Origin of the sequence: Burkholderia ubonensis, from assembly GCF_001718695.1 — a bacterium.
In the GTDB taxonomy this organism is placed as follows: Bacteria; Pseudomonadota; Gammaproteobacteria; order Burkholderiales; family Burkholderiaceae; genus Burkholderia; species Burkholderia ubonensis_B.
The window spans coordinates 474871-499327 of the sequence record NZ_CP013422.1 but is presented as its reverse complement, the minus strand read 5'-3'; the positions used below and the strand labels follow the sequence as shown (position 1 = coordinate 499327).

Annotated in this window: 21 protein-coding genes; 6 read left to right on the top strand and 15 right to left on the bottom strand. The window is 68.3% G+C overall.

Annotated features, from left to right (window positions below; genetic code table 11):
* Position 1: 1 nt before the first annotated feature.
* Genes WJ35_RS22145 through WJ35_RS22125 form a run of 5 tightly spaced genes read right to left on the bottom strand, consistent with a single transcriptional unit; the run spans position 2 to position 6774 of the window.
* Positions 2–2227, bottom strand: coding sequence for a polysaccharide biosynthesis tyrosine autokinase (locus tag WJ35_RS22145; protein WP_010089095.1), 2226 nt, complete (start codon positions 2225–2227; stop codon positions 2–4).
* A 49-nt stretch (positions 2228–2276) separates the two neighbouring features.
* A complete protein-coding gene (locus WJ35_RS22140) occupies positions 2277–3455 on the bottom strand; it encodes a polysaccharide biosynthesis/export family protein (RefSeq protein WP_060233790.1) in 1179 nt (392 codons plus the stop codon).
* Entirely contained in the window at positions 3449–3892 is a 444-nt protein-coding gene (locus tag WJ35_RS22135; protein ID WP_010089093.1) for a low molecular weight protein-tyrosine-phosphatase, read from the bottom strand. Before WJ35_RS22135 ends, WJ35_RS22140 begins: the two co-directional genes overlap by 7 nt.
* A gap of 37 nt (positions 3893–3929) precedes the next feature.
* Entirely contained in the window at positions 3930–5342 is a 1413-nt protein-coding gene (locus WJ35_RS22130) for a UDP-glucose dehydrogenase family protein (protein WP_069240015.1), read from the bottom strand.
* 55 nt (positions 5343–5397) lie between these two features.
* Positions 5398–6774 (bottom strand): undecaprenyl-phosphate glucose phosphotransferase, encoded by a 1377-nt coding sequence (locus tag WJ35_RS22125; protein ID WP_010089091.1) that lies wholly within the window; start codon positions 6772–6774, stop codon positions 5398–5400.
* Positions 6775–7202: 428 nt separating this feature from the next.
* On the opposite strand from WJ35_RS22125, the gene WJ35_RS22120 reads away from it, so the two are divergent.
* On the top strand, positions 7203–8729 hold the full coding sequence (locus WJ35_RS22120; RefSeq protein ID WP_060233789.1) for a mannose-1-phosphate guanylyltransferase/mannose-6-phosphate isomerase: 1527 nt from the start codon (positions 7203–7205) through the stop codon (positions 8727–8729).
* A gap of 127 nt (positions 8730–8856) precedes the next feature.
* Here the strand turns inward: WJ35_RS22120 and WJ35_RS22115 are convergent, their stop codons facing one another.
* The 5 genes from WJ35_RS22115 to WJ35_RS22095 all read right to left on the bottom strand — a co-directional run bounded on the left by WJ35_RS22115 (position 8857) and on the right by WJ35_RS22095 (position 13600).
* Entirely contained in the window at positions 8857–9813 is a 957-nt protein-coding gene (locus WJ35_RS22115) for a transposase (protein WP_069240014.1), read from the bottom strand.
* A gap of 448 nt (positions 9814–10261) precedes the next feature.
* Positions 10262–10552, bottom strand: a complete 291-nt coding sequence (locus WJ35_RS31515; protein ID WP_155121957.1) for a hypothetical protein — start codon at positions 10550–10552, stop codon at positions 10262–10264.
* A gap of 438 nt (positions 10553–10990) precedes the next feature.
* Positions 10991–12259: an RNA polymerase sigma factor gene (locus tag WJ35_RS22105; RefSeq protein WP_069240601.1), complete on the bottom strand. Its 1269-nt coding sequence runs from the start codon at positions 12257–12259 to the stop codon at positions 10991–10993.
* 439 nt (positions 12260–12698) lie between these two features.
* Positions 12699–13121, bottom strand: a complete 423-nt coding sequence (locus tag WJ35_RS22100) for a YciI family protein (protein WP_069240013.1) — start codon at positions 13119–13121, stop codon at positions 12699–12701.
* Positions 13122–13246: 125 nt separating this feature from the next.
* Positions 13247–13600, bottom strand: a complete 354-nt coding sequence (locus WJ35_RS22095; protein WP_069240012.1) for a YciI family protein — start codon at positions 13598–13600, stop codon at positions 13247–13249.
* A gap of 734 nt (positions 13601–14334) precedes the next feature.
* Here WJ35_RS22095 and WJ35_RS22090 point away from each other — a divergent pair.
* The 3 genes from WJ35_RS22090 to WJ35_RS22080 all read left to right on the top strand — a co-directional run bounded on the left by WJ35_RS22090 (position 14335) and on the right by WJ35_RS22080 (position 16594).
* Complete coding sequence (locus WJ35_RS22090; RefSeq protein ID WP_069240600.1) at positions 14335–14721, top strand: DUF883 family protein; 387 nt, start codon at positions 14335–14337, stop codon at positions 14719–14721.
* Positions 14722–14773: 52 nt separating this feature from the next.
* Positions 14774–15358, top strand: coding sequence for a YSC84-related protein (locus WJ35_RS22085; protein ID WP_069240011.1), 585 nt, complete (start codon positions 14774–14776; stop codon positions 15356–15358).
* A 183-nt stretch (positions 15359–15541) separates the two neighbouring features.
* Positions 15542–16594, top strand: a complete 1053-nt coding sequence (locus tag WJ35_RS22080; RefSeq protein WP_010089077.1) for an AI-2E family transporter — start codon at positions 15542–15544, stop codon at positions 16592–16594.
* A 350-nt stretch (positions 16595–16944) separates the two neighbouring features.
* Here the strand turns inward: WJ35_RS22080 and WJ35_RS22075 are convergent, their stop codons facing one another.
* The 4 genes from WJ35_RS22075 to WJ35_RS22060 form a co-directional block, all read right to left on the bottom strand.
* Complete coding sequence (locus WJ35_RS22075; RefSeq protein ID WP_060233779.1) at positions 16945–17961, bottom strand: NADP-dependent oxidoreductase; 1017 nt, start codon at positions 17959–17961, stop codon at positions 16945–16947.
* A 41-nt stretch (positions 17962–18002) separates the two neighbouring features.
* Positions 18003–18791, bottom strand: a complete 789-nt coding sequence (locus tag WJ35_RS22070; protein ID WP_060233777.1) for an SDR family oxidoreductase — start codon at positions 18789–18791, stop codon at positions 18003–18005.
* 181 nt (positions 18792–18972) lie between these two features.
* Complete coding sequence (locus WJ35_RS22065) at positions 18973–20289, bottom strand: Nramp family divalent metal transporter (RefSeq protein ID WP_060233775.1); 1317 nt, start codon at positions 20287–20289, stop codon at positions 18973–18975.
* A gap of 54 nt (positions 20290–20343) precedes the next feature.
* The gene (locus WJ35_RS22060) at positions 20344–21225 is read right to left on the bottom strand and encodes a helix-turn-helix domain-containing protein (protein WP_230459747.1); all 882 of its coding nucleotides are present in this window, start codon (positions 21223–21225) and stop codon (positions 20344–20346) included.
* A gap of 436 nt (positions 21226–21661) precedes the next feature.
* Between WJ35_RS22060 and WJ35_RS22055 the strand changes: the two genes are divergently transcribed.
* Positions 21662–22582: a LysR family transcriptional regulator gene (locus WJ35_RS22055; protein WP_069240010.1), complete on the top strand. Its 921-nt coding sequence runs from the start codon at positions 21662–21664 to the stop codon at positions 22580–22582.
* Between the two features lie 292 nt (positions 22583–22874).
* Positions 22875–23276 carry an OsmC family protein gene (locus WJ35_RS22050; protein WP_069240009.1) on the top strand — a complete coding sequence of 134 codons (402 nt, stop codon included), beginning with the start codon at positions 22875–22877 and terminating at the stop codon, positions 23274–23276.
* A 166-nt stretch (positions 23277–23442) separates the two neighbouring features.
* Here the strand turns inward: WJ35_RS22050 and WJ35_RS22045 are convergent, their stop codons facing one another.
* Positions 23443–24324 carry a Dyp-type peroxidase gene (locus WJ35_RS22045; RefSeq protein ID WP_045564543.1) on the bottom strand — a complete coding sequence of 294 codons (882 nt, stop codon included), beginning with the start codon at positions 24322–24324 and terminating at the stop codon, positions 23443–23445.
* Between the last annotated feature and the right edge of the window lie 133 nt (positions 24325–24457).

The window sequence follows — 24457 nt, the reverse complement described above, 5'->3', positions numbered from 1 at the left end:
GTCAGGCGCTCAGGTATTCATGCACGGCCGCATAGCCGCGGCCATAGCCGCGCGCCTTCGGCGGCACGCCGTTGAAGATGCCGCCCTGCAGGTCGACGCCCGCGGTACGCAGCCGCTTGATCGCGTCGCCGATCTCGCCTTCGGTATGCATGCCCGAGCGCAGCACGAGGAACGTCGAGCCCGCCATGCGGCCGAAGATCGTCGCGTCGGTCACGGCCAGCACCGGCGGCGAATCGACCAGCACCACGTCGTAGCGCTTGCCGAGGCCTTCGAGGTACTGCGGCAGACGCGCCGACATCAGCAGCTCCGACGGGTTCGGCGGGCGCGTGCCGGCCCCGATGAACGACAGGCCCTGCACCGGCGTCTCGCGGATCGCGTCCTCGAGCGGCGACTGGTCGCTCAGCAGCTCGGACAGGCCGGGCTGCGGCGTGAGGCCGAAGTAGCGGTCGAGCAGGCCGCGGCGCATGTCGGCGTCGACCAGCAGCACGCGCTTGCCGGAGTGCGCGAGCAGCACCGCGAGGTTGACCGCGAGGAAGCTCTTGCCGATGCCCGGCGTCGGGCCGGTCAGCACGATCACGCGGTTCTTCGCGTCCATCAGCGCGAACTGCATCGCGGTGCGCAGGCTGCGCAGGCTCTCGACGCTCAGGTCCTTCGGACGCAGGCTCGCGAGGATCGGCCGCGCGCGGCTGCCGCTCTTCTCGGCCTGCGCGTCGAGGCGCACCTGCTCGGCGCTTTCCGGCACGAGGCCGTACAGCGGCAGGTTGAACGCGCGCTCGATGCGGTCCGGATCCTCGATGCCCTGGAACAGGTTGCGGCGCAGGAACACGATGCCCGTGCCGAGGATCAGCCCGAGGAACACCGCGGCCGACAGGATCAGCACCTTCTTCGGCTTGACCGGCGCGCCCGGACGCAGCGCCGAGTCGATCAGGTGGATGTTGCCGCCCGTGCCCGCCTTCTGCACCGACAGTTCCTGCACGCGGTTCAGCAGCAGCACGTAGATGTCCTCGGCGACCTTCGCGTCGCGCTGGAGCTGGACTGCCTTCACCTCGGTCGCCGGCAGGCTGCGGAAGCGGTTCGAGAACTTGTCCTTCTCCGCCTGCAGCTGGCCGAGCTGCTGCTTCGCGGCGATCACCATCGGATGCGAATCGGTGAAACGCTGCGCGAGCGACGCGAGCTGCAGGCGCTGCGCGGCGATCTGCTGCTCGTACTGCACGCTGCCTTCGAGGTAGACCTTCGCCTCGTCGCTCGCGTTGATCGAGCCCGACGTGCGCTGGTAGTTGGTCAGCGCGGCCTCGGCGCGCTCGAGATCGGCCTTCAGGCGCGGCTCCTCGCCCTTCAGGAAGTCGAGCATCTTGGTCGCCTCGGCCTGCTTCGCGACCACGTGCTGGTTCAGGTACGACTGCGCGAGCGCGTTGGCGATCGCCGCGGTCTGCTCCGGGTCCTTGCCTTCGAGCGAGATCTGCACGACGCCGGTCTGCTTGCCCTGCTCGGTCACCTGGATGCCGGTCTGGAACCCGGCGATCGCGTCGAGGTCGTTGTACCGGACCACCGTGAACTGCGTGCCCGGACGCGCGGCCAGCTTCGACACCATCAGCGTCACGCCGCCGCCCTGCTCGGCTTCGCCGACGCGGCCCGAGAGAATCCGGCCGCCGTTCTGGTCGGCGAGCGTGTAGCTGCCGTTCGGCCCCGCGGTCAGCGTCAGCTTCTTGCCTTCGAGCGCCGGCACGACGTTGACCGTGTCGATGTCGGCGACCTCGCCGCCCCACGCGTACGACTTCAGGCCGAGCCACGCGTTGGCCGGCTCGCCCGGCGTCGCGAAGCGCGCGGCCAGGCTGCCGAGCACGGGGATCGTCTTCGGCATCACCGAGAAGTTCAGCTTGAACTGCTCGACGACCGGCGCGACGACGCCGCGGCTCTTGATGATCTCGATTTCCGCGTCGGTCGGCGCCTGCTGCGGGCCGCTGTTGATGACGGCGCCCGTCTGCGTCTGCGTGAGCGCCTGCGACGTGTTGTCGTTGCCCTCGACCCGCACGTGCACGTCGGCCTGGTACACCGGCTTCGCGATGAAGCAGTAGAGGCCGGCGAGCGCGACGACGGTCACCGCGATGCCGAGCAGCGTCCAGAAATCGTCGAAGATCACCTGGATCAACTGACCGAGCACGACGTCTTCTTCCTCGGTCTTCGCGGCCAGGCCCGCGTAGGATTGTTTCGCTTGCGTGTTCACCATACGTTCCCGCTTGAGTTGGGCAGGGACGGCCGGGCCGTCCCGCGATTCGTCAACGCGTGATCTGCCTCATGTAGAAGATCGTCTGGATCGTCGGCAGCACCTGCTGCAGCACGCGGTTGAACTGCACCGAACCCGCCGTGTCGACGTACACGACATCGAGCGGCTGCAGCTGGAAGCGGCTCGACAGCATCAGCGCGTCAGGCTGCGTCATGTCGAGCCGGAACACTTCCGGTTTGGTCGGGTTGTCGCGCGTCCCGCGCATCACGTAGATCTTGCGCGGGTTCGCGTCGGTATCGAGGATGCCGCCGCCCGACGTCAGCGCATCGGCGATCGTCAGCTTGCCCTTCATCATCGGCACCGCGACCGGCGTCTTCACTTCGCCCATGATGTACACGCGGCTGTCGCTGCGGTCCGGCACGTTGACGATGTCGCCCGGCTGCAGCATCACGTTCTGCGACACCTCGCCGCGATCGAGCACGCCGTTCGCGTCGAGCGTGTAGAACTTGCCGTCGCGCGTCAGGCGCACGCGCTGCAGGTCGGCCTCGGCGGTCGAGCCGCCCGAGCGCGAGATCGCGTCGACGAGCGTGAGCGGCACGTCGCTCACCGCGAGCGGGCCCGGCTGCTTCACCTCGCCGGTGACCTGCACCTTCTGGCTGCGGAACGACAGCACGCGCACGTCGATCTGCGGATTCTTCACGTAGCGTGCGAGGCTCGTGGCCAGCTCTTCGCGCACCTGCGCGATCGTCTTGCCCGCCGCGCGGATGCGGCCGACGAACGGGAAGAAGATCGTGCCGTCCGCGCCGACCGTCTGGCCGTACGGATCGGCCTGGCCCGGCAGCGCCGTCGTATACGGCTGCTGCAGCGCGCCGGCCACCGTCTGCGTCGTGTTGCCGCCGCTCGAGAACGACTGGCCCTGCGGCGTCGTCAGCTCGGGGTGGTCCCACACCGTCACGCCGAGGATGTCCTGCGGCCCGATGCGGTACACGTATTGCGACGGGTCCGTGAAGCGCGACGGCGGCAGCGGGTGCGACGCGCGCTGCTGCTGGAGCTGGTCCATGATCAGCTTCGCGTCGATGTAGTGGACCGTATAGGTCTCGGACGGTTGCGCGCGCTCCTCTTCCTTCAGGCGCGACGCATCGAGGTAGTTGCCCGGCGCGGTCGCGCAGGCCGACAGGAGCGTCGTCAGCGCAACGGCGAGCGCCACGGGGCGCAGCGTACGATTCAGCATAGTTTTTGCAGCCATCCTTGAACCAGACGTTCGATCAATGTGTAGCTTCGGCGATAGCCGGCTTCAGGGCCGCCGTGCGGATCGGCGATCTCGGCGTCTTCCCACTTGCCGAGCAGGTGCACCTTGCCGCGCGAGAACGGGTCGACCGACTCGACCGCCGCGATCTGCGCGCGCTCGCTGACGAGAATCAGGTCGGCTTCGCGCACGATGTCGCGGGACAGGCGCCGCGAGCGATGCGTCGTCGCATCGACGCCGCGCTCGGCGAGCAGCCGGCGCATCACCGGATCGATGCCTTCGCCGACGTTCGCATCGACGCCCGCCGAGTGAAACGCCACGCGCGGCCCGCCGCGCGACGCGGCATGCGACTTGAACAGCAGCTCCGCCGCCGGGCTGCGGCAGACGTTGGCGTGGCAGACGATCAGGATGTTTCGGAACATGGCGTGTCGCTTCGGGTGACGGGTAGCGGCGCGCGCGTTACGCGCTCGCGCGCGCGGCGGCCGGCGCACGCGCGGCCACGGCCTGACGCGAACCGGGGCGGCCGATCGGGTGATATTCGATGCCCTGCTCGCTCATCGCGTCGGGCTCGTACAGGTTGCGGCCGTCGAAGATCACGGGCGACTTCCACAGCCGGCCGAGCGCGGTGAAATCCGGGCTCTTGAACGCCTTCCATTCGGTGACGATCACGAGCGCATCGGCGTCGCGCGCGACCTGCGATTCGTCGTCGACATACGCGAGGCGTTCGAGCCAGCTCGGGTGGCTCGCGAGATCGAGCGCGATCACGCGCTGCGCTTCGCGCTGCGCGACCGGGTCGTAGGCGGCGACGCGCGCGCCGCGCGACAGCAGCTCGGCGATCAGCGCGCGGCTCGGCGCCTCGCGCATGTCGTCGGTGTTCGGCTTGAACGCGAGGCCCCAGATGCCGAACGTGCGGCCCGTCAGGTCCTCGCCGAAGCGCGCGACGATCTTCTCGGCGAGCACGCGCTTCTGCCCGGCGTTCACCGACGACACCGCCTTCAGGATCTGCAGCGACTGGCCGTGGTCGTCCGCGGTGCGGATCAGCGCCTCGACGTCCTTCGGGAAGCACGAGCCGCCGTAGCCGCAGCCCGCGTACAGGAAGTGGTAGCCGATGCGCGGATCGGAGCCGATCCCGCGCCGCACCGCCTCGATGTCCGCGCCGAAGCGGTCCGCGAGGTTCGCGAGCTCGTTCATGAACGAGATGCGGGTCGCGAGCATCGCGTTCGCCGCGTACTTCGTGAACTCGGCCGAACGCACGTCCATGTACAGCGTGCGCTCGTGGTTGCGGTTGAACGGCGCGTAGAGCTTCTTCATCAGCTCGCGCGCGCGCTCGCCCGGCACGTCGTCGTCGCAGCCGATCACGATGCGGTCCGGCCGCGTGAAATCGTCGACGGCCGCGCCTTCCTTCAGGAATTCCGGGTTCGACACGACCGAGAACATCTGGTCGCCGCCGCGCTTCGCGAGCTCGTCGGCGACCGCCGCGCGCACGCGCTCGGCGGTGCCGACCGGCACGGTCGACTTGTCGACGATCACCTTGAAGCCGGTCATGTAGCGGCCGATGTTGCGCGCGGCGGCGAGCACGTACTGCAGGTCGGCAGAACCGTCCTCGTCGGGCGGCGTGCCGACCGCGATGAACTGCACGTCGCCGTGCGCGACCGCGGCCTCGACGTCGGTCGAGAAGCGCAGGCGGCCCGCCGAGCGGTTGCGCGCGATGATCTCCTTGAGGCCCGGCTCGTGGATCGGCACGCCGCCGTCGTTGAGGATGTCGATCTTGCGCTGATCGACGTCGAGACAGAACACGTCGTGCCCGATGTCGGCGAGACAGGCGCCGGTGACGAGACCTACGTAACCGCTGCCGATGATAGTCAGATTCATGATGTGTCGACCTCTTGACCAGTGATTCGAAATTCGGGGCGGGCAGCCTGCCCGCTCAATACGCGTTGCTGCCGGTGAAGCCTTTCCAGAGCGTCAGCGCGACGATCTTGATGTCGAGCCAGAACGACCAGTTCTGCATGTAGTAGAGATCGAGCTTCACGCGCCCCATCATCTTCTCGATCTGGTCGGTCTCGCCGCGAAAGCCGTTGATCTGCGCCCAGCCCGTGATGCCCGGCTTGATCCGGTAGCGGAACATGTAGCCCTTGACCAGATCCTTGTAGATGTCGTCGTGCGCGAGCGCGTGCGGGCGCGGGCCGACGACGGACATCTCGCCCTTCAGCACGTTGATGAACTGCGGCAGCTCGTCGAGGCTCGTGCGGCGCAGGAAGCGGCCGACCGGCGTCACCCGCGTGTCGTTCCTGGTCGCCTGCGTGACCTTGCCCGCCGTCTCCTGGTGCACCTTCATCGAGCGGAACTTGTAGATCTCGAATTCGTTGCCGTCGATGCCCTTGCGCTTCTGCCGGAAGAACACCGGCCCCGGCGAGGTCGCCTTGATCAGCAGCGCGATCAGCAGCATCACGGGCGCGAGCACCACGAGCGCGTTCAGCGCGAACAGCCGGTCGAACACGAACTTCGGCAGGATCCGCACGTCGGTGATCGGCGACGCCGCGAGGTTGATCGCCGGCACGCCGAGCAGCTCGACGACTTCCTGGTTGAAGAACGACACGGCGCGCACGTCCGGGATGAAGCGGATGTTCACGAAGTCGTGGCGGAACACCGTCACGATCCGGTTGATCTGCGGCTCTTCCGACAGCGGCAGCGCGAGCCACAGCTCGCGGATCACGCGGCTGCGCACGAGGCGCACGAGCGTGTCGAAGCGGCGCTCGATCGCCACGTCGTCGCGCATCGCTTCACCGGGCGACGCGCTTTCGTCGTATACGCACACCGGATTGAAGCCGGCCTCCGGCCGTGCGCGCATCTGCGCGATCAGCCGCCGCGTCGCGGGTGCGCCGCCGACCAGCGCAACCGCGCGGTGGTTGTAGCCGCCGCGCCGCAGTTGCCGCAGCACCGCATGCACGCCGGCCTTCGACGCCGCGAGCAGCCCCATCGTCGCGAGCGCCCAGTAGCCGAGCCAGAGCCGCGACAGCTGGCCCGACTGGTGAAAGCTGAAGCTCATCAGGATGCCCGCGAGCTCGACCACGAGCCACGCGAACGCGACGCGCCCCATCAGCCCGATCAGCCGCTTGCCGCGCCACGACTGGTAGATCCCGAACGCCGGGAAAAACACGACGACGAGCACGCAGTCGAACAGCACCATCGTGCGTTGCAGATCGTCGAGCCATACGCTGCGCCCGTCGTGCAGCGCGGCGGCGATCACGGCTCCCGCCACGACCATCGCGATATCGATGATTCTCGCCAGCACGCTCAACATGTTCGCTTCCTCTCTGGACAGGCGTTTGCCGAACCGCTCCTTGCGCAGCCCGTGCCGCGCATTCGCATCAAACATTGCATGGCGTTATTGAACAGGTAAGAAAATTCCTCCGGCAAGCGCACAAGTATTTCGAAAATTAATCGGTAATTCCTGCCCGCCGGAAGCCGATTTATATCGGCACCTTTTCCCGGATCAAGAAAAGATAAAGATGTTCACGAATCCGCCGAATCGCCACGCCAGCCATGATGGGCGGGCATCAGACCCGAATTTTCCGAATTATTTTTTTATTTTTTATTTGCGCCCTCCGGCGTCCGGAAAATTTTTCTCTTACGGGCGATCGACGAATATCGAACGAGCCCCCACGGTTTTATTGTCGATTTACTTCATGCTACAACGGCAGGCATTGACATCAAACGAGGAGTGCGATCATGAATGCTCCGGCCGTGACAGCCGATACGCGCCAATCTTCTTCCGCCGCCGCGCCTGCCGGCGCGCGCGTCGCGGTGCAGCCGGTGATCCTTGCCGGCGGTTCCGGCACGCGCCTGTGGCCGATGTCGCGCGAGCACTATCCGAAACAGCTGATCGGCCTGCTCGGCGACCATTCGCTGCTGCAGGCGACCGCGTGCCGCCTCGACGGCCTGCCGAGCGGCCATCCGCTCAGCGACGACGTGCTGATCGTCTGCGGCGAGGACCATCGCTTCACGACCGCCGAACAGTTGCGCCTGACGGGCAAGCGCGCGTCGATCGTGCTCGAGCCGCTCGGCCGCGACACCGCGCCCGCGCTGACGCTCGCCGCGCTGCGCATCGTCGCCGACAGCGGCGATGCGGTGATGACCGTGATGCCGGCCGACCATGCGGTCGCCGACCTGCCGCGCTTTCACGCGGCCGTCGCCGCCGGCGTGCGCTGCGCGGCGCAAGGCAGGATCGCGACGATGGGCATCGTGCCGGACCATGCCGAAACCGGCTACGGCTACATCCGCGTCGGCGCCCCGCTCGGCGGCGACGCATCCGGCGATCTCGACGTGCGGCGCCTCGACCGCTTCGTCGAGAAGCCGCATCTCGAGCTCGCGCAGCAGTACGTCGCATCCGGCGAGTACTGGTGGAACAGCGGGATCTTCATCGTGCGCGCGTCGGTGTGGCTGAAAGCGATCCGCCATTTCGAGCCGGCGATCTACGCGGCCTGCGAACAGGCGGTCGCGCAAGGCAAGGCCGACGGCGACTTCTTCCGCGTCGATCGCGACGCGTTCGCCGCGTCGCCGTCCAACTCGATCGACTACGCGGTGATGGAGCCGCTCGCGGCCGAGCAGCCGGTGTGCGAGAGCGTCGTCGTGCCGCTCGACGCGGGCTGGTCGGACGTCGGCTCGTGGGACGCGATCTGGCAGATCCTGCCGAAGGACGACGCCGACAACGTCGGCCGCGGCCACGTGCTGTTCGAGGATGCCGCCTCCACGTTCGCGCATTCGGAAGGCCGGCTCGTCGCCTGCGTCGGCACGCAGAACCTCGTCGTCGTCGAGACGCCCGACGCGGTGCTCGTCGCCGACAAATCGCGCGTGCAGGACGTGAAGAAGATCGTCGGCCGCATCAAGGCGGCGCGCGGCGCGGAAGCGACCGACCACCGCAAGGTGCATCGCCCGTGGGGCCATTACGATTCGGTCGACACGGGCGAGCGGTTCCAGGTGAAGCGCATCGTCGTGAAGCCCGGCGCGCGGCTGTCGCTGCAGATGCATCACCACCGCGCCGAGCACTGGATCGTCGTGCGCGGCACCGCGCGCATCACGCGCGGCGACGACACGTTCCTGCTGTCGGAAAACGAATCGACGTACATCCCGCTCGGCGTGTCGCATCGGCTGGAAAACCCGGGCAAGATGCCGCTCGAGCTGATCGAGGTGCAATCGGGCTCGTACCTCGGCGAGGACGACATCGTGCGCTTCGACGATACCTACGGACGCCAATGACGCAACGCCTGCCGGGCGCGCGGCTTCGCTTCAATGGCGCGCCCGGCAGGCAACGTTGCGCTCGAGGACCACAAAAAAAGCGGGCGCCGTGTGACACACGGCGCCCGCTTTTTGGTCAGGACCGCGATCAACCCACGCGATACGCGTACTCGCGGCGATCGGGCTGCACGGGATCGTTGCGGCCTTCGGCCAGCGCGGCGCCGCGACGCTCGGCGATGAAGCGCTTGATGTCCGACTCCGCCCGCGCGAGCGCGGACAGCCCGGCAAGCACCTGCGCGCTCTGCGGCGCGCGCGCCGGCTCGTCGCTCGCGCCGTGCCGGTCGATCCACTGCCGCGCCCATTCGAGCGCATACTGCTCCGCTTCCTCGGCGTCGGTGAAACGCGGGCCGATCAGGCCGGAACGCTCGACGCGTCGCTCGTCGTGCACGATCTCCGCCCATGCGCGATACATCAGGTTCTGCACCGGCTGCGCGATGCCGTAGACCGTATAGCCGCGATACGTGTCCACTTGCGGCTCGGCCGACGCGAAGCTCGCGGCGGACGGCCGGCCCTGACGCAGCCCGGCCGGGCGTGCGCCCGGCACGGTGAACGGCGATGCGGACGCACGCGCCGATTCGACGGCGGCGTCGCTCGACATCGTGGCCAGCGCCATCGCACCTTCGCCATCCCAAACGTTTGCGCGCGCAACCGGTAGTTGCCACGATTCCGGGTTTTGCCAGAACACGCCGCGCAGGCGGTCGTTGTCCGGCGCGGGTTCGGCGCGGCGCGCGGGCGTGACCGGCACCGGCGGCGGCGGGACGTACGCGAACGTGCGGCCGCTGAACTGGGTCAGCACGTCGATCATCTGCAGCAGCGTCCCGTTCGCGAGCCACTCCTCGTAGCGGCGGCGACACGTGGGCCCGGACGGATAGCGGCCGGGCAGCTTGGACCACGCCTCGCCGGTCGTCAGGATCCAGAGCACCGCATTGGCGACAACGCGCGGTTCCGCGCGCGGACGGCCACGACGATTCAGCCGAATCGGTTCATCGGCGATCAGCGTCGAAAGACGAACCCACTCTTCATCGTTTAGCTCATCGAAGAACATAGTAGATCTCTCCACGCAGCCAGGCCGGGCTGCGATTGTCGCCGCCGCGTCACGCATCGCGTGACGCGGCGGCCCGGTTGCACATTATGTTTATCCGAATGTTGTGCATGCCGGCGCGGCACCGCCCTTCAACGGTGCCGCCATTCCCGGCAATGGCGCACGGATCCCGGTCTCACTCCATTGCGGAAAATTTTGTGGACGAAGCATACCATCCCTAGGGTTTATCTCAATATGACAATGACTTTATGTTACGCAATGAAACAACCTGCCAAGGATGCGCAAACCATTTATGCTTGAATTTTTTTGATCGATCCTTATGCAGCGTGCTGGGAAGCCCCGTCCGGCGGGGCTGTGCGGGCGATACGGCAGGTCCGCCCGGTATGGCGCAGCGGGTGCTCCGACCCTGACGCGGTAACAAACTCGGCACGTGGCGGCCAAAATCGGTAATTCACGGAAAATTCGTAACAAGATATTTTCGGATCGGTAAATCATTCAAATTGGCCGAAATGGAATTATCTTTGCGCACAATCTTTTTATTGTTTCTCTGCGAGTCGTGAAAAGCGGGGTTGACGCGCAATGCATGTTGTTTCCTGGTGTGCAAATTGAGCGGCCGGATTGCGGTGGCGGGCCGGCAACCGGGTGGGGCTTCATGCCGAATGGGACGGACGCGGAACACACGGCTCATGCGCGTATCGGGCATGAGTGACATGCGTGTCGGCAGCCAGATGGTTGAAGCCATGCGCGCGCGGATCGCACGGCAGCCGGCATCACTTCGCGCCGGGTCCACGCAATGCAGTCTTCGGCACAACGTCGCGATGCCGCGAGAGCATATGGTTCAGCGGCCGACACGATGCTGGTCCCGTCGCACGCATCGCGGCGTCGATCGGAACGTCACCGGCAGCTAATACATATACATATGCGTCATGCGTCGGCCTGCGCGCGGCACCATGCCGTTGCGCGCGCAAGCGCTTCGACAGCGCCATGCTTGCAGCCCGCTTCGCCGCGACGCCGACGGGATCGCACGGCGCGAGCGGCGGCATAGCGCAGTTGACGTTGCGTACGAATGCCCGGATGGAACGTCTGAATGTCGCGCGCCGCTTCGCCTGTCACGCGCTGTTGCTCGCGGGGCGCGGCGATGCGCGGTGGCGTCGCGTGCACGACATGGGGCAACCGCAAGTCATGCATCCGCCGCGCGTCCGAGCAGCAATTCGCGTTCGCGCGCGTTGCGGGTCAATTCCGCCGCACGGCGGAATTCAGCCTTCGCCTCGTCGGTGCGCCCGAGCTTCGCGAGCAGGTCGCCGCGCACGCTCGGCAGCCAGTGATAGCGCGCGAGCGACGGGTCATCGCGCAGCGCGTCGACGAGCTCGAGCCCCGCGGCCGGTCCGAACGCCATGCCCACCGCCACCGCGCGATTCAGCTCGACGACGGGCGACGGCGCGACCTCCGCGAGCGCGTCGTACAGCGCGACGATCTGCGCCCAGTCGGTTTCCGACGCCTGCCGCGCACGGGCATGACAGGCCGCCAGCGCCGCCTGCAGCGCATACGGCCCGCGCACGCCGCCGAGCTTCGTCGCGCGTTCGAGCGCCGCGAGGCCGCGCCGGATCAGCAGCGGATCCCAGCGGCTGCGATCCTGCTCGAGCAGCAGCACCGGGCGGCCCTGCGCGTCGGTGCGCGCATGCATGCGCGACGCCTGCAGCTCCATCAGCGCGACGAGGCCGAACACCTCGCTGTCGTCCGGCGCGAGCCCCGCGAGCACGCGGCCGAGCCGCAGCGCCTCGTCGCACAGCGCGGGACGCATCCAGTCGTCGCCGGCGGTCGCCGCGTAGCCTTCGTTGAAGATCAGGTAGATCACCTCGAGCACCGACGCGAGCCGCGCCGGCCGCGCATCGGCCGCCGGCACCTCGAACGGCACGTGCGCCGCCGCGAGCGTGCGCTTCGCGCGCACGATCCGCTGCGCGATCGTCGGCTCCGGCGCGAGGAACGCGCGCGCGATCTCGTCCGTCGTCAGCCCGCCGAGCAGCCGCAGCGTCAACGCGACGCGCGCGTCGGTCGACAGCACCGGATGGCATGCGGTGAAGATCAGCCGCAGCAGGTCGTCGCCGATGTCGTCGTGCTGCGCATCGGCGAGCGCCTCCGCGATGTCGGGCACCACGTGCGCGCCGAGCGCGTCGAACTCGCGGCCGAGCTGGTCGCGCTTCGCCGCATGCAGCGATTCCTGGCGGACCCGGTCGAGCGCGCGGCGCTTCACGGCCGTCATCAGCCACGCGGCCGGGTTGTCCGGCACGCCGTCGACGGGCCAGTGCTCGAGCGCCGCGACGAGCGTGTCCTGCGCCAGCTCCTCCGCAACGCCCACGTCACGCACCACGCGCGCGGCCCGCGCGATGATCTTCGGCGCCTCGATCCGCCAGACGGCCTCGATCGCACGATCGGTCGCCTCGCGGGTCACGCCGAGAGTCCTTGGGCGGGGGTGGGTGGCCGGGGCGCGATGGTCGCGATGGTCGCGATGGTCGCGGTGGTCGCGGTGGTCGCGGTGGTCGCGGTGGTCGCGGTGGCCGCGGTGGCCGCGGTAGTCGCGGTAGTCGCGGTAGTCGCGGTAGTCGCGGTAGTCGCGGTAGTCGCGGTAGTCGCGGTGGCCGCGGTGGCCGCGATGGTCGCCGTGGTCGCCGTGGTCCTCACGGTCCATGCGCTCGGCACTGTCCTTACGGGCGGCGCTGTCCTCACGCTCCTCGCAGTCCTCATGGTCAGCACTGCCTTCGGAGCCCCCAAGCCCCCAGCGCCCGACACGCAACCGAACGCACCATCGAACGCCGCCACGCGTTCGCCCCGCGCCGCCGGCAAAGCGATGAAGGTCATGTCGTCCATGGCGATCACCCGACGACGTGGAATCAAACGCCGCGGCCGTGCCCGACGTTCAGCTCGCGGAACCGCTCGACCGCGTCGCTCGGCGTGAGATCGTCCAGCTCGAACAGCTGGCGCACCTCGATCTCGCAGTCCATCTCCGCGCCGAACGGCGCGGGGAAGCGGCGCGTCCATTCGAGCGCCTCGTCGCGCGAGCGCACCTGGATCAGCGTGTAGCCGGCGATCAGTTCCTTCGTTTCCGCGAACGGGCCGTCGACCACCGTGCCCTTGCCGCCGGTGTAACGCACGCGCCAGCCGCGCGCGCTCGGCCGCAGGCCGTTCGCATCGAGCAGCACGCCGGCCTTCGCCAGTTCCTCGTGATAGACCGTCATCGCCTCGACCAGCCGGTTGTCCGGCAATGCGTCGGATTCGCTGACGGCGTTCGCCCGGATCATGATCATGAATCGCATCGTTCGCTCCTTGTCATCGGTGGAAAAGGCAGCCGCTCATCGGCGCCTTGACCCTACGACGCGCCGCACGCGGACGGATCGACGTGTTGCACGCCGAATCAGGGTAAATACCGACGCGGCGCTCGTCACAGGAAACACGGGCCAACCGCACGCACCTCGACCGTGCACCACTGCGCGGCAGGGCACTGGCGCGCGATCTCGACCGCTTCCGCGTGCGTGTCGACGTCGACGAGGAAGAAGCCGCCGACCATCTCCTTCGCCTCCGCGAACGGCCCGTCGATCAGGCGCGTCTCGCCGTCGCGCACCTGCACGCGCGTGCCGCGCTCCGACGTTTCGAGCGACTCGACCGCGCGCAGCACGCCGCGCGCCTTCAGGCCCTGCGCGAAATCCTGCATCCGCGCGTAGAGCGACTGCCCTTCTGCGAGCGTGCGCCCGGCGCGCTGGCCGGTCGGTTCGACAATCAACAGCATGTAGGACATCGTGCTCTCCCGTGGCGGCCGTACGCAGTATTGAACGCGCGGGCCGGAATGACGCGGCGGATGCAAAGCGTAGCAGCCGCTGCCGCGCGCGGCGACCGGCGCGGCTCCAATGGCGATTTCTCACGCTGCAAGCGATTTTGCCTTCAACCGGCGTGGCTGGCGTCCGGATTTTGCTGCGGCAAACGGATCGACGTGATGCGCACTACTCGACACGCCGCCCGTGCGACGCCCCACCGGCCAGCCCGCTCTCCGCGCGCGCATTCTGCCGTTGCATCGCCGGCCTTGCCCGGATTACAAAACCGGCACGCAACGAGCGACGCGTTACGCACGCCTGCACAACGAACGGCAGCGCGCGACCACGCGTTACGCGCCACGGGCCGTGGCATAGCGGGACCACCCCAACAGCAGGCACGCAACCTGCTGCACGCATCAGCGTCGATTAGTGCAATTGCATCAGCACCATGCGTGCAACGGCACTATTTACCGGGTCCATCGCGGCGGGCCATATTTACCGGACGATCGCTTCATCGCTGACGTCCGCTACGCCGCCGCGACCGATCGCGACATTTTTTAACCGCCGTCCCGCCCGCGTGGCGCAAGGCGCTCAGGGAAGCTCGCCGACGAATTGAAAGTTTGTATCGAAACTCAATCGAACGATATGAATCTCATCGGATGCTGGGTTTCGTTTTATCTTCAAAGTGGCGTGTAAATCAAATCGAAGGAGGATGAACATCATGGCGCTCACCGACTCGCTCGAACACAAGCTTGACCGCGGCCTGTCCGACATCCGCCGCACCGGACGCCGCGTGGGGCGCAGCACCCGTTCCGCTGCGCGTAACCTGAACGCGGATATGCAGGACGATCTGCGCGAACTCTTCGACGAACTCGAGGATTTATTGAAGAACGATGGAGACGGCGACATCGCCGCGTTGCGCAAGCGCGTGCAGTCGCGTCTCGACGAAGCGCGCAGCACGCTCGACGTCGCATCGCAATCCGCGGCCGCCCGGCTGCGCGATTCCGCCGAGCGCGTGTCGCAGGTCGTGCACGACAACCCGTGGCGGACCGCGGGCGCCGTCGCCGGCCTCGCATTCGTGGTGGGCCTGCTCCTTGCCCGCCGCTGAACCGGGCTGCTCGTCCCGCTCGTCCTCAACCCGACAACGAAGGAGAATCGCCATGCAGAAGTCCCTCGCACTGAAAGCCGCCGCGGCCGTCATGCTCGGCAGTCTCACCCTCGCCGGCTGCACCACCACCCCCGACAGGAACCCGCCCGCCGCGGCGAACGCGTCGAAGCGCGAATCGATCGACGCGAGCGTCAACGCGACGCTGTCGCGCCTCTATTCGACGGTGCCGGGCTCGCGTGAGCTCGTCGCGAAATCGCGCGGCGTTCTCGTGTTCCCGAACGTGCTGCAGGCGGGCCTCATCATCGGCGGCCAGTCCGGCAACGGCGCGCTGCGCGTCGGCGGCAGCACGATCGGCTACTACAACACGTCGTCGCTGTCGGTCGGCCTTCAGGCCGGCGCGCAGTCGAAGGCGATCGTGTTCCTGTTCATGACGCAGGATTCGCTCGACTCGTTCCGCAAGGCGGACGGCTGGTCGGCAGGCGCCGACGCGTCGGTCGCGGTCGTCAAGGTCGGCGCGAACGGCGCGGTCGACACCAATACGGCCACCGCGCCTGTCCAGGTGCTGGTGCTGACCAATGCCGGCCTGATGGGCGACCTGTCGGTGAACGGCACGAAGGTCACGAAGCTCAACCTCTGACGCCGGGCGGCCGCGCGCCGCACCCGCGTCGCTCCTCCAGCGCCGCTGGCTTCGCCCGCGGCGTTTTCATGCGCGCGCCGTCCGCGGCAACTATGACTTCCGCGCCTTTGCGGGCATACTCCGGTTCGGGCCGTCCCGGACACGCGCCGGGCCGACGGATTTCACCCTCACGCGGTTGCCACCATGGTTAGCGGAAACGACCACCAAAAATTCTTCTATCTGCTCCTGTTCGTCGTCACCGTCGGACTCTGCTGGATTCTCACGCCGTTCTTCGGCGCGGTCTTCTGGGGCACCATCCTGGCGATCCTGTTCCAGCCGGTCCAGCGCTGGCTCGCGGCCCGCTTCGGCAAGCGGCGCAATCTCGCCGCACTCCTGACGTTGAGCCTGATCATCCTGATCGTGATCCTGCCGCTCGTGTTCGTCACCGCGACGCTCGTGCAGGAAATCGCGTACGTCTACCAGGAGATCAAGACCGCGCAGCCGAACTACACGCAGTACTACCAGGACATCATCCATGCGCTGCCGACGTCGATCCAGCGGCTGCTCGCGAAATACGGGGTGACCAACCTCACCGGCATCCAGAAGAAGCTGACCGACGGCGCCGCGCAGATCAGCCAGTTCGTCGCGGCCCAGGCGCTCGTCATCGGCCAGAACACGTTCCAGTTCGTGATCAGCTTCGGCGTGATGCTGTACATGGTGTTCTTCCTGCTGCGCGACGGCGGCGAGATCGGCCGCCGCGTGCGCCGTGCGCTGCCGCTCGACGACGAGCACAAGCACCTGCTGCTGTCGAAGTTCACGACGGTTGTGCGCGCAACCGTGAAGGGCAACATCGCGGTCGCGCTCGTGCAGGGCGCGCTGGGCGGGCTGATCTTCTGGATTCTCGGGATCGAGGGCGTCGTGCTGTGGAGCGCGCTGATGGCGTTCCTGTCGCTGCTGCCCGCGATCGGCGCGGGCCTCGTCTGGGTGCCGGCCGCCATCTATTTCCTGATGATCGACGAGATCTGGAAATGCGTGATCCTCGTCGCGTTCTGCGGCGGCGTGATCGGGCTCGTCGACAACCTGCTGCGGCCGATCCTCGTCGGCAAGGACACCAAGATGCCAGACTGGGTCGTGCTGCTCTCGACGCTCGGCGGAATGGCGCTGTTCGGCATCAACGGCTTCGTGATCGGGCCGCTCATTGCCGCGCTGTTCATGGCAAGCTGGGACATCTTCGCGCGCGCCGAACAGGGGGAATGACGCGGGGTGCGCCGGTCGCGGGCGAAGAGGGGCGATCGTGGGGGGCGCCGCGCCGGTCGTCGTGAGGTCGCGAGCCGGCAGCCGTCGTCGCACCACGCGGCCCTACTGGCCGATGCGATGCGCCCGGCTGCACTACCGGTGGACGCGCGCAGCGGCAGTACCAGCGATAACATCGGGCGTACGTGCGTGATCGTCCGGCTCCCCCGCTTTCCCGCTCGAAGTCGAAAAAAAACGGCGTGACGCGCACGTCACGCCGCCTCGTTCGCCAACACACCAACGTCACCCACAGCAGCCGCAGCGAAGTTCCGCGCAACGGCTGACACGACGCCGTTACGCACGCACGCTGCGCGTCACGCGTGCGGATCGACCCGCAGCACGAGCTTGCCGCGATGATCGCCGTCGAACAGGTGGTTCAGCACGTCGGGCGCGTTTTCGAGCCCCTCGGCGACGGTTTCCTCGGCCTTGAGCCGGCCGTCGCGCAGCCAGCCGGCGAGCGTCTGCACGGCTTCGCGGCTGTTGCGATAGTCGAGGATCAGGAAGCCGCGCATCGTCAGGCGCTTCGAGATCAGCACGCTGACGTCGTCGGCCGCGCGGCCGCTGTTGTAATTCGCGATCGTGCCGCACAGCGCGATGCGCCCGCCGATCACCATCCGTGACAGCACCGCGCGCATCACGTCGCCGCCGACGTTCTCGAAGTTCACGTGCACGCCGTCCGGCGTCGCCGCCTTCAGCTGCTGCCGGAAGTCGTCGGCCTTGTAGTCGACCGCCGCGTCGAAGCCGAGCGTCTCCGACAGGTAGCGGCACTTGTCCGGCCCGCCCGCGATCCCGACCACGCGCGCGCCGCGGATCTTGCCGATCTGTCCGGCGATCGACCCGACCGAGCCGGCCGCGGCCGATACGACGAGCGTCTCGCCCGGCTGCACCGGCGCGATCTCGGTCAGGCCGTAGTACGCGGTCAGCCCGCTCATCCCGCACGCGCCGAGCAGCGTCGGCAGCGGCAGGCCCGCCTGTGCGGGCAGCCTGACGAGCTGCGCGGCCTCTCCAGCCGGCACGACCGCATAGTCCTGCCAGCCGACGAGCCCCTGCACGAGATCGCCTTGCGCGAACCCGGCGGCGCGCGACGCGACGACGCGCCCGATGCCGAGCGCGCGCATCACCTCGCCGATCGCGACGGGCGGCAGGTACTGCGGGACGTCGCTCATCCACACGCGGTTGGTCGGGTCCATCGACAGAACAAGCACGCGCACGAGCATTTCGCCGTCGGCGAGCGCCGGCACTGGCGTCTCGACGAGCGAGAAGTGCTCGCGGCCGACTTGCCCTTCCGGGCGCGTCTTCAGCAGCAGTTGGCGGTTGACGAGCGTCGACACGATGTTCCCCTCCTTTTGGTGTTGGGTTCGGATCGCGCGCGTCAGACCGCGCACATGCCGCCGTCGATCACGAGCTCGGCGGCCGTCACGAAGCGGCTCTCGTCGGACGCGAGATACACGGCCGCATGCGCGACGTCGTCGGGTTCACCGAGCCGACGCATCGGAATGCCGCGCGCGAGCCGGCGCGTCGCGTCGCGTTCGCCGAGCTGGCGGAACAGCGGCTCGACGATCCCCGTGCGGATGAACGCCGGATGGATCGAGTTGCAGCGCACGTCGAGCTCCTTGCGCGCGCAATCGATCGCGACCGACTTCGTGAGGCTCGCGACCGCCGCCTTCGATGCGTTGTATGCGGTGAATTCGGGCTCGACCTTGAACGCGGCGACCGACGAGATGTTGATGATCGACGCGGGCCGGCTCGCGCTCAGATACGGCAGCGCGTACTTGCAGCCGAGCACGATGCTCTCGACGTTGATCTCCATCACGCGCCGCCACTCCTTCAGCTCGAGCTGGTCGAGCGCGCCGATCGAGCCGACGCCCGCGTTGTTGACGAGCACCGACAGGCCGCCCATCGCGTCGTTCGCCTGCGCGAGCAGCGCCTGCCAGCGCGCGTCGTCGCGCACGTCCTGCGTCGCGGCGAACGCGACCGGCGCGGCATGCCCGGCGTTGAGCTCCTGCGCGAACGCGTCGAGCACCGTGGCGTCGGCGACGTCCGTCAGGAACACCCGCGCGCCCTGCTCGACCATGCGCCGCGCGATCGCGCGGCCGAGGCCGCCTGCCGCGCCGGTAATGTACGCGCACTTGCCTGCGAGGCGTGAAGAAACCACAGTCATCTGTCCGACTCCCGTAAATGATCCGGCGCCGCCGCAGCCCTGCGCAGCGTGCGCCCGGCGGCAAACGCACGGCCGGCGTACGCGAACGCCGCAGATCGATGAAATGAATATTCGTTATGGCCAGTCATGGGCCGCGTTCATGACCGGCGAAGCAGCGCACACCCAGCCGCCCCGCCCGCGCTCACCCGGCGACGCCCGTGATCAGCAGCAGGTTCGTGCCGGTGATGACCGCGAACAGCGCCCACGCGGCCACCTGCATTCCGCGCCCGATCGCGTGCTCGCCCATCGCCGCGCGATCGCTGACCGAGCGGATCAGCGGCCACATCGCGAACGGCAGCTGCAGGCTCAGCAGCACCTGGCTCCAGACGAGCAGCCGGCCGACCGAGCCGTCGCCGAGCCACAGCACGCCGATCAGCGCGGGAATCAGCGCGAGCCCGCGCGTGATCAGCCGGCGCTGGTAGCACGGGATCTTCATGTGCAGGAAGCCGTCCATGATCACCTGGCCCGCGATCGTGCCCGTGAGCGTCGAGCTTTGCCCGGACGCGAGCAGCGCGATGCCGAACAGCAGCGCCGCCGCCCCGCCGACGATCGGCGCGATGAGCCGGTACGCCTGCTCGATGTCGGCGACGTCGGTGCGGCCGGTCGCGTGGAACGCCGCGCCCGCGAGAATCAGGATCGCCGCGTTGACGAGCATCGCGACGAACAGCGATACGCAGGTATCGATGCGCACGAGCGCGAGCGTGTCGCGGATCGTGCCGCGCGCGCCGCCGACGACGCGCCGCGTCTGCACGACCGACGAATGCAGGTACAGGTTGTGCGGCATGATCGTCGCGCCGACGATGCCGAGCGCGAGCACGATCGCGTCCTTGCGGTCGTGGCCCGGATCGCCGGGCACGAGCCCGTTGAACACCGCGTGCCAGTCGGGCGGCATCATCGTGACCTGCGCGACGAAGCAGAACGCCATCGTGCCGATCAGCCCGAGCACGATCGCCTCGATCTGGCGGAAGCCCTTGCCCTGCAGGCCGAGCACGATCATCGTGTCGAGCGCGGTCAGCACGATCCCCCACGCGACCGGCACGCCGAGCAGCAGCTTGAACGCGAGCGCGCAGCCGAGCACCTCGGCGATGTCGCACGCGACGATCGACACCTCGGCGGTCACCCACTGGACGACGCGGCCGAACGGGCCGTAGCGGTCGTAGCTGGCCTGCGCGAGATCCTTGCCGGCGACGAGCCCAAGGCGCGCGGCGAGCATCTGCAGGAAGATCGCGGCGAGGCTGGAGAACGCGACGACCCATAGCAGCGAATAGCCGAACTGCGAGCCGGCCTGGATGTCGGTGGCCCAGTTGCCGGGGTCCATGTAGCCGATCGCGACGAGCAGGCCGGGGCCGAAGAAGCGCCTGAGCTTCGTCAGCCGCGACGCGCGGGCGTCGATCGTGATGCTGCCCTTCACTTCCGACGGGCAGAACGGGGCGGTGGCGGTGGTGGGAAAAAAGGGCATGGACACGGGCGATCGGATGGGCAACCCGGCCATTTTACGGTCACCCCCCGCTTTTTACCGCAGGTGTGCGTGCGCCGCCGGGCCGGCCCAGTCGCCGGCCGCTTGCGCGGGCCGGGATTCGGCGCGCGCCTCGGGCTGCTGCGCGCCGTCGATCAGCAGCCGCTCGCGCTCGGCGATGCGGTATTCGGTCGGCGACATCGACAGGCGCTGGCGAAACAGCTTCGCCATGCGCTCGCCGCTGCCCAGCCCGATGCGCCGGGCGACCTTGTCGGCCGGCAGGCTCGTATGAACGAGCATGTGACACGCACGCTCGAGGCGCACATGCAGGACGAATTCCGTCGGCGTCACGCCGACTTCCTTCTTGAAGCGCCGCAGGAAATTGCGCTCGCTCATCGCGGCCGTGCGCGCGACGTCGGCGATCGAGATGCGGTTCGCGCTGAGCGTGCGCAGCCGTTGCGCGGACATCCGGATCGACGGGCTGGCGCTCAGTTCCCGGATCGCCCACATCGACTGCGTATAGCGTTGCTCGACCGGACGCATGAAGTTGTCGGCAATCTGCTGCGCGGCGCCGTCGCCGAGATCGGCGCGGAACATGTCGAGCACGACCGCGAACACGTCGACGGCGCCGGCCGGCGGCTCGATCGTCGCGGCCGGCCGGCGCGTGCCGTCGGCCGCCTGCGCGCGCGCCGCGTGCATGAGCGGCGGCGCCGCGGCGAGGCCCGGCAGATCGACCGCGTCGGCGATCCAGCGCGCCTGGCGACGGACGTTGCCGAGGCGCTGCTGCAAGGCGGCGTCCCAGTTGATCGTCACGCGCTCGCCATGAAGATGCAGGAATGCATACGCGCTGCGGCCGTGCTCGTCGTCGAATGCGTCGGCGGCGATCCTCACGCCGGACGACGACTGCAGCAACCCGCCGCTTTCGGACACGTACTTCACCTCATAATCCGCGCCGAGCGGCTGCAGGCGATTCGCCAGATTGAAAGCCTCGCCGAGACGCGCGGCCTGCGCCAACGAAAACCCCGTACTCAAATAGACAACTACGCACCGCTGATCTGCTGCTTGCACTGGCAAGGCCCCCGGACTGTTTCGACTTCTGCCGATACCGTCGAACTGTCAGGCTTATATTTGGTGTGGATGCGTGCGACAGGACGGCTATCTCGAAATATGAAGCGACGGCATCGTAGCCGAACGATCCGATTCCCGCGCGCCGGTGGCCGACCGCGACATCATGATGGCGGATTGATACAGGCTGTGCCGCGTGACGGCGCGGCAAACGGCGCGCCGCCGGGCCGGCCGGCGCATGCGCGGGTGCGCTTGGGTTGCCGCCGCATCCTTTAGAATCGCTGCACCGCCCTCTTCGCCGAGCTCGTCCTTGCCCGCCGATCATCGTCTCGACCTGAACCTGTTCCGCGTGCTCGACGCCGTCTACGTGCATGGCGGGATCGGCGCGGCCGCGCGTGCGTTGCACCTGACGCAGCCGGCCGTCACGCACGCGCTGAACCGGTTGCGCGCGCATTTCGACGATCCGCTGTTCGTGCGGCAGGGCAACCGCGTCGTGCCGACCGAACGCACGCGCGCGGTCATCGCCGACGTGCAACTGCACGTCGCGGGCCTGCAGCGCGCGGCGCGCGATCCGTCGGCGTTCGATCCGGCGACGCTCGAGCTGAGCATCGCGATCGGCATTCGCGACGTGCTCGAATCGATCGCGCTGCCGCAAATCGTCGCGGCGTTCGCGAGCGACGCGCCGGGCCTGCGGTTCGTGAGCCGCCGCGTCGCGCTGTCGGAGATCGAACGCGAACTCGCGTCGGGCAATCTCGATCTGGTCGTCGATCGCCGCGTGCAGACCGGCCCGCGCATCGCGACCGAGCATCTGCTCGACGACTCGCTCGTCGTCGCGATGCGGCACGATCATCCGCTGATGCGCGGGCCGCTGCGGCGCAACGGCTACTTCACGGCGCGGCACGTCGCCGTGTCGTCGCTCGGAGAGCCGCAATCGCTCGACGTGCTGCTCGGCAACGACGGGCGCTTCCGTCACATCCAGCTGATTTGCCAGCACTACTTCGCCGCGTGCCAGATCGCGGCGGCCGGCGACCTGCTGCTGACGCTGCCGCGCACGTATGCGCTGCGCATCGCGACCATGCTGCCGATCGCGGTGCAGCCGCTGCCGCTGCGGCTCAAGCCGTTTCCGATCCTCGCGTACTGGCATGAATCGCGCGAGACCGACCGGGCGCATCAGTGGGTGCGCGCGCGGGTCGCGGGGTTGGTGCGGGAAATTGCGGGGGGTGCTGTGTAGCGCTGCGTGGCGCTGCTTGGGCGGTTGACGCGGTCAGTGCTTTTGATGTGTCCGGTGTGCTCGACGCGGTTGATGTGCTTGATACGCTGATGCGGTCGATGTGCTCGACGCCTCCGACGCCTCCGATGTCTCCGATGTCCCGATACGCCCACAGCACTCGACGCCCCCGGCGATCGCGACCCGCTCTCCCCGCAGCACGCTGCGCACGCGATGTCGGCTGAGACGGTATGCTGACGAGCCCTTTGCCGCGCCGCGTCGCGGCCGTTCCCATCCCGATCTTTGGAGACTCGCCATGTCGCTCATCCACGCTGCCGCCACGCTCGCCGCCGACGCCCCTGACTACGTCGTCCAGTTGCAAGCCGGCTCGCATGCGCTGACCGGCGACGAGGCGCCGCGCGAAGGCGGCCAGGGCGTGGGGCCGGCGCCGTTCGAACTGGTGCTGGCCGGGCTCGCGCAATGCACGGCCGCGACGCTGCGGATGTACCTGCAGCGCAAGGCGTGGCCGGCCGCGCGCATCGACGTGCGCGCCGAGCTGCACGCCGACCGCGAGGGGCTGCAGTACGTGCGCCGCGTCGTGACCGTCGACGGCCCGCTCGACGACGCGCAGCGGCAGCGCCTCGCCGAGATCAGCGAGAAGACGCCGGTGACGCTGTTCATCAAGCGCGGCACGCGCATCGAGACCACGCTGCGCTGACGCGCGCCGGGCCGGGCTGCGCCATCATGCCGCGCCATGCAGCGCACGGCCGCGCCCTGCCAAACCACCGCCGCACCACCCGCCACGCGAACTCGCGCCATCAACGAAACGGGCGGGCCGCGCAAGATGCGCGGCCCGCCCGTTCACTCCGCTGCTACCGCGCTGCTTACAGGCCGAGCGCGGACAGGTCCAGCTTGCCGCCCTTCATCGGCGGGCACCAGAAATACGCGCCGGTCAGCGGGCGCGTGAAGCGGAACAGCCCGTCGACGATCCCGTCGTCCGCGCCGCTCATCCGGCGCATCTGCACGTCGAACGCGCGGAACGAATGGCCGAACGCGACGAAGTACAGCCCCGCGCGGCGCGCGTCCGACCACGGCGCCGAGCGGCGCAGCATGAACGCTTCCGGCTCGAAGCTCTCCTGCGCGGTGCGCTTCACGTGCGCGAATTCCGGCGCGTCGTCGAGCTCCTCGTTGTCCGAGCGGCGGCGCCCGATGATGTCGTCCATGTCGTCGGACGCAATGCGCTCCATCCGGTCGAAGTCGTGCAGCCACTGCTGGACCGCGACGAAGCTCGAGCCGTCCAGCCCCGCGCCCTGCCCGGACACGATCGCCGCGGCAAGCGCGTCGTCGCCGGTCGGGTTCTCGGTGCCGTCCTCATAGCCGGACAGGTCGCGATCGTTCGCGTAGCGGAATGCATCGACCGCGTCCTGCAGCGCGAACGCAGGCGCGAGCAGCCGCTCGATCGCCCGCGCGCGCAGCGTGATCTCGCCGCGATCGTCGGAGCGCAGCCAGACCCACACGTCGGCCGGCGTCGCCGGCAGCGGCCGGTCCTGCACCGTGAAGGCCGGAAACTCGGTCAGGCCCGCGATCGAGCGGCCCAGGCCCGACGCGAGCGAATGGCCGAAGCCGACGACCGTCTCGCGCCCGTCGACGACCTCGCGCAGCGCGGCAAGCGCCGCCGCGACGTTGTCTTTGCTGGAAATCGTGAAAGTGAGGTATCGGGCCGCCGCATCGATCGGAGCCAGAATGCCTTGCTGAACGTCGCTCATCGTTTCCCCAGGAATGTTTCGTGAATCTGCGAATCTGCGTTTGGCGGCCGCTTGGGCCGGCGCGCGCCGGGCCGTCGTCCGGCCTTCGCACGGCGCGCAGCCACGCAGTTTAATCGATGCGGACGCCCGTATC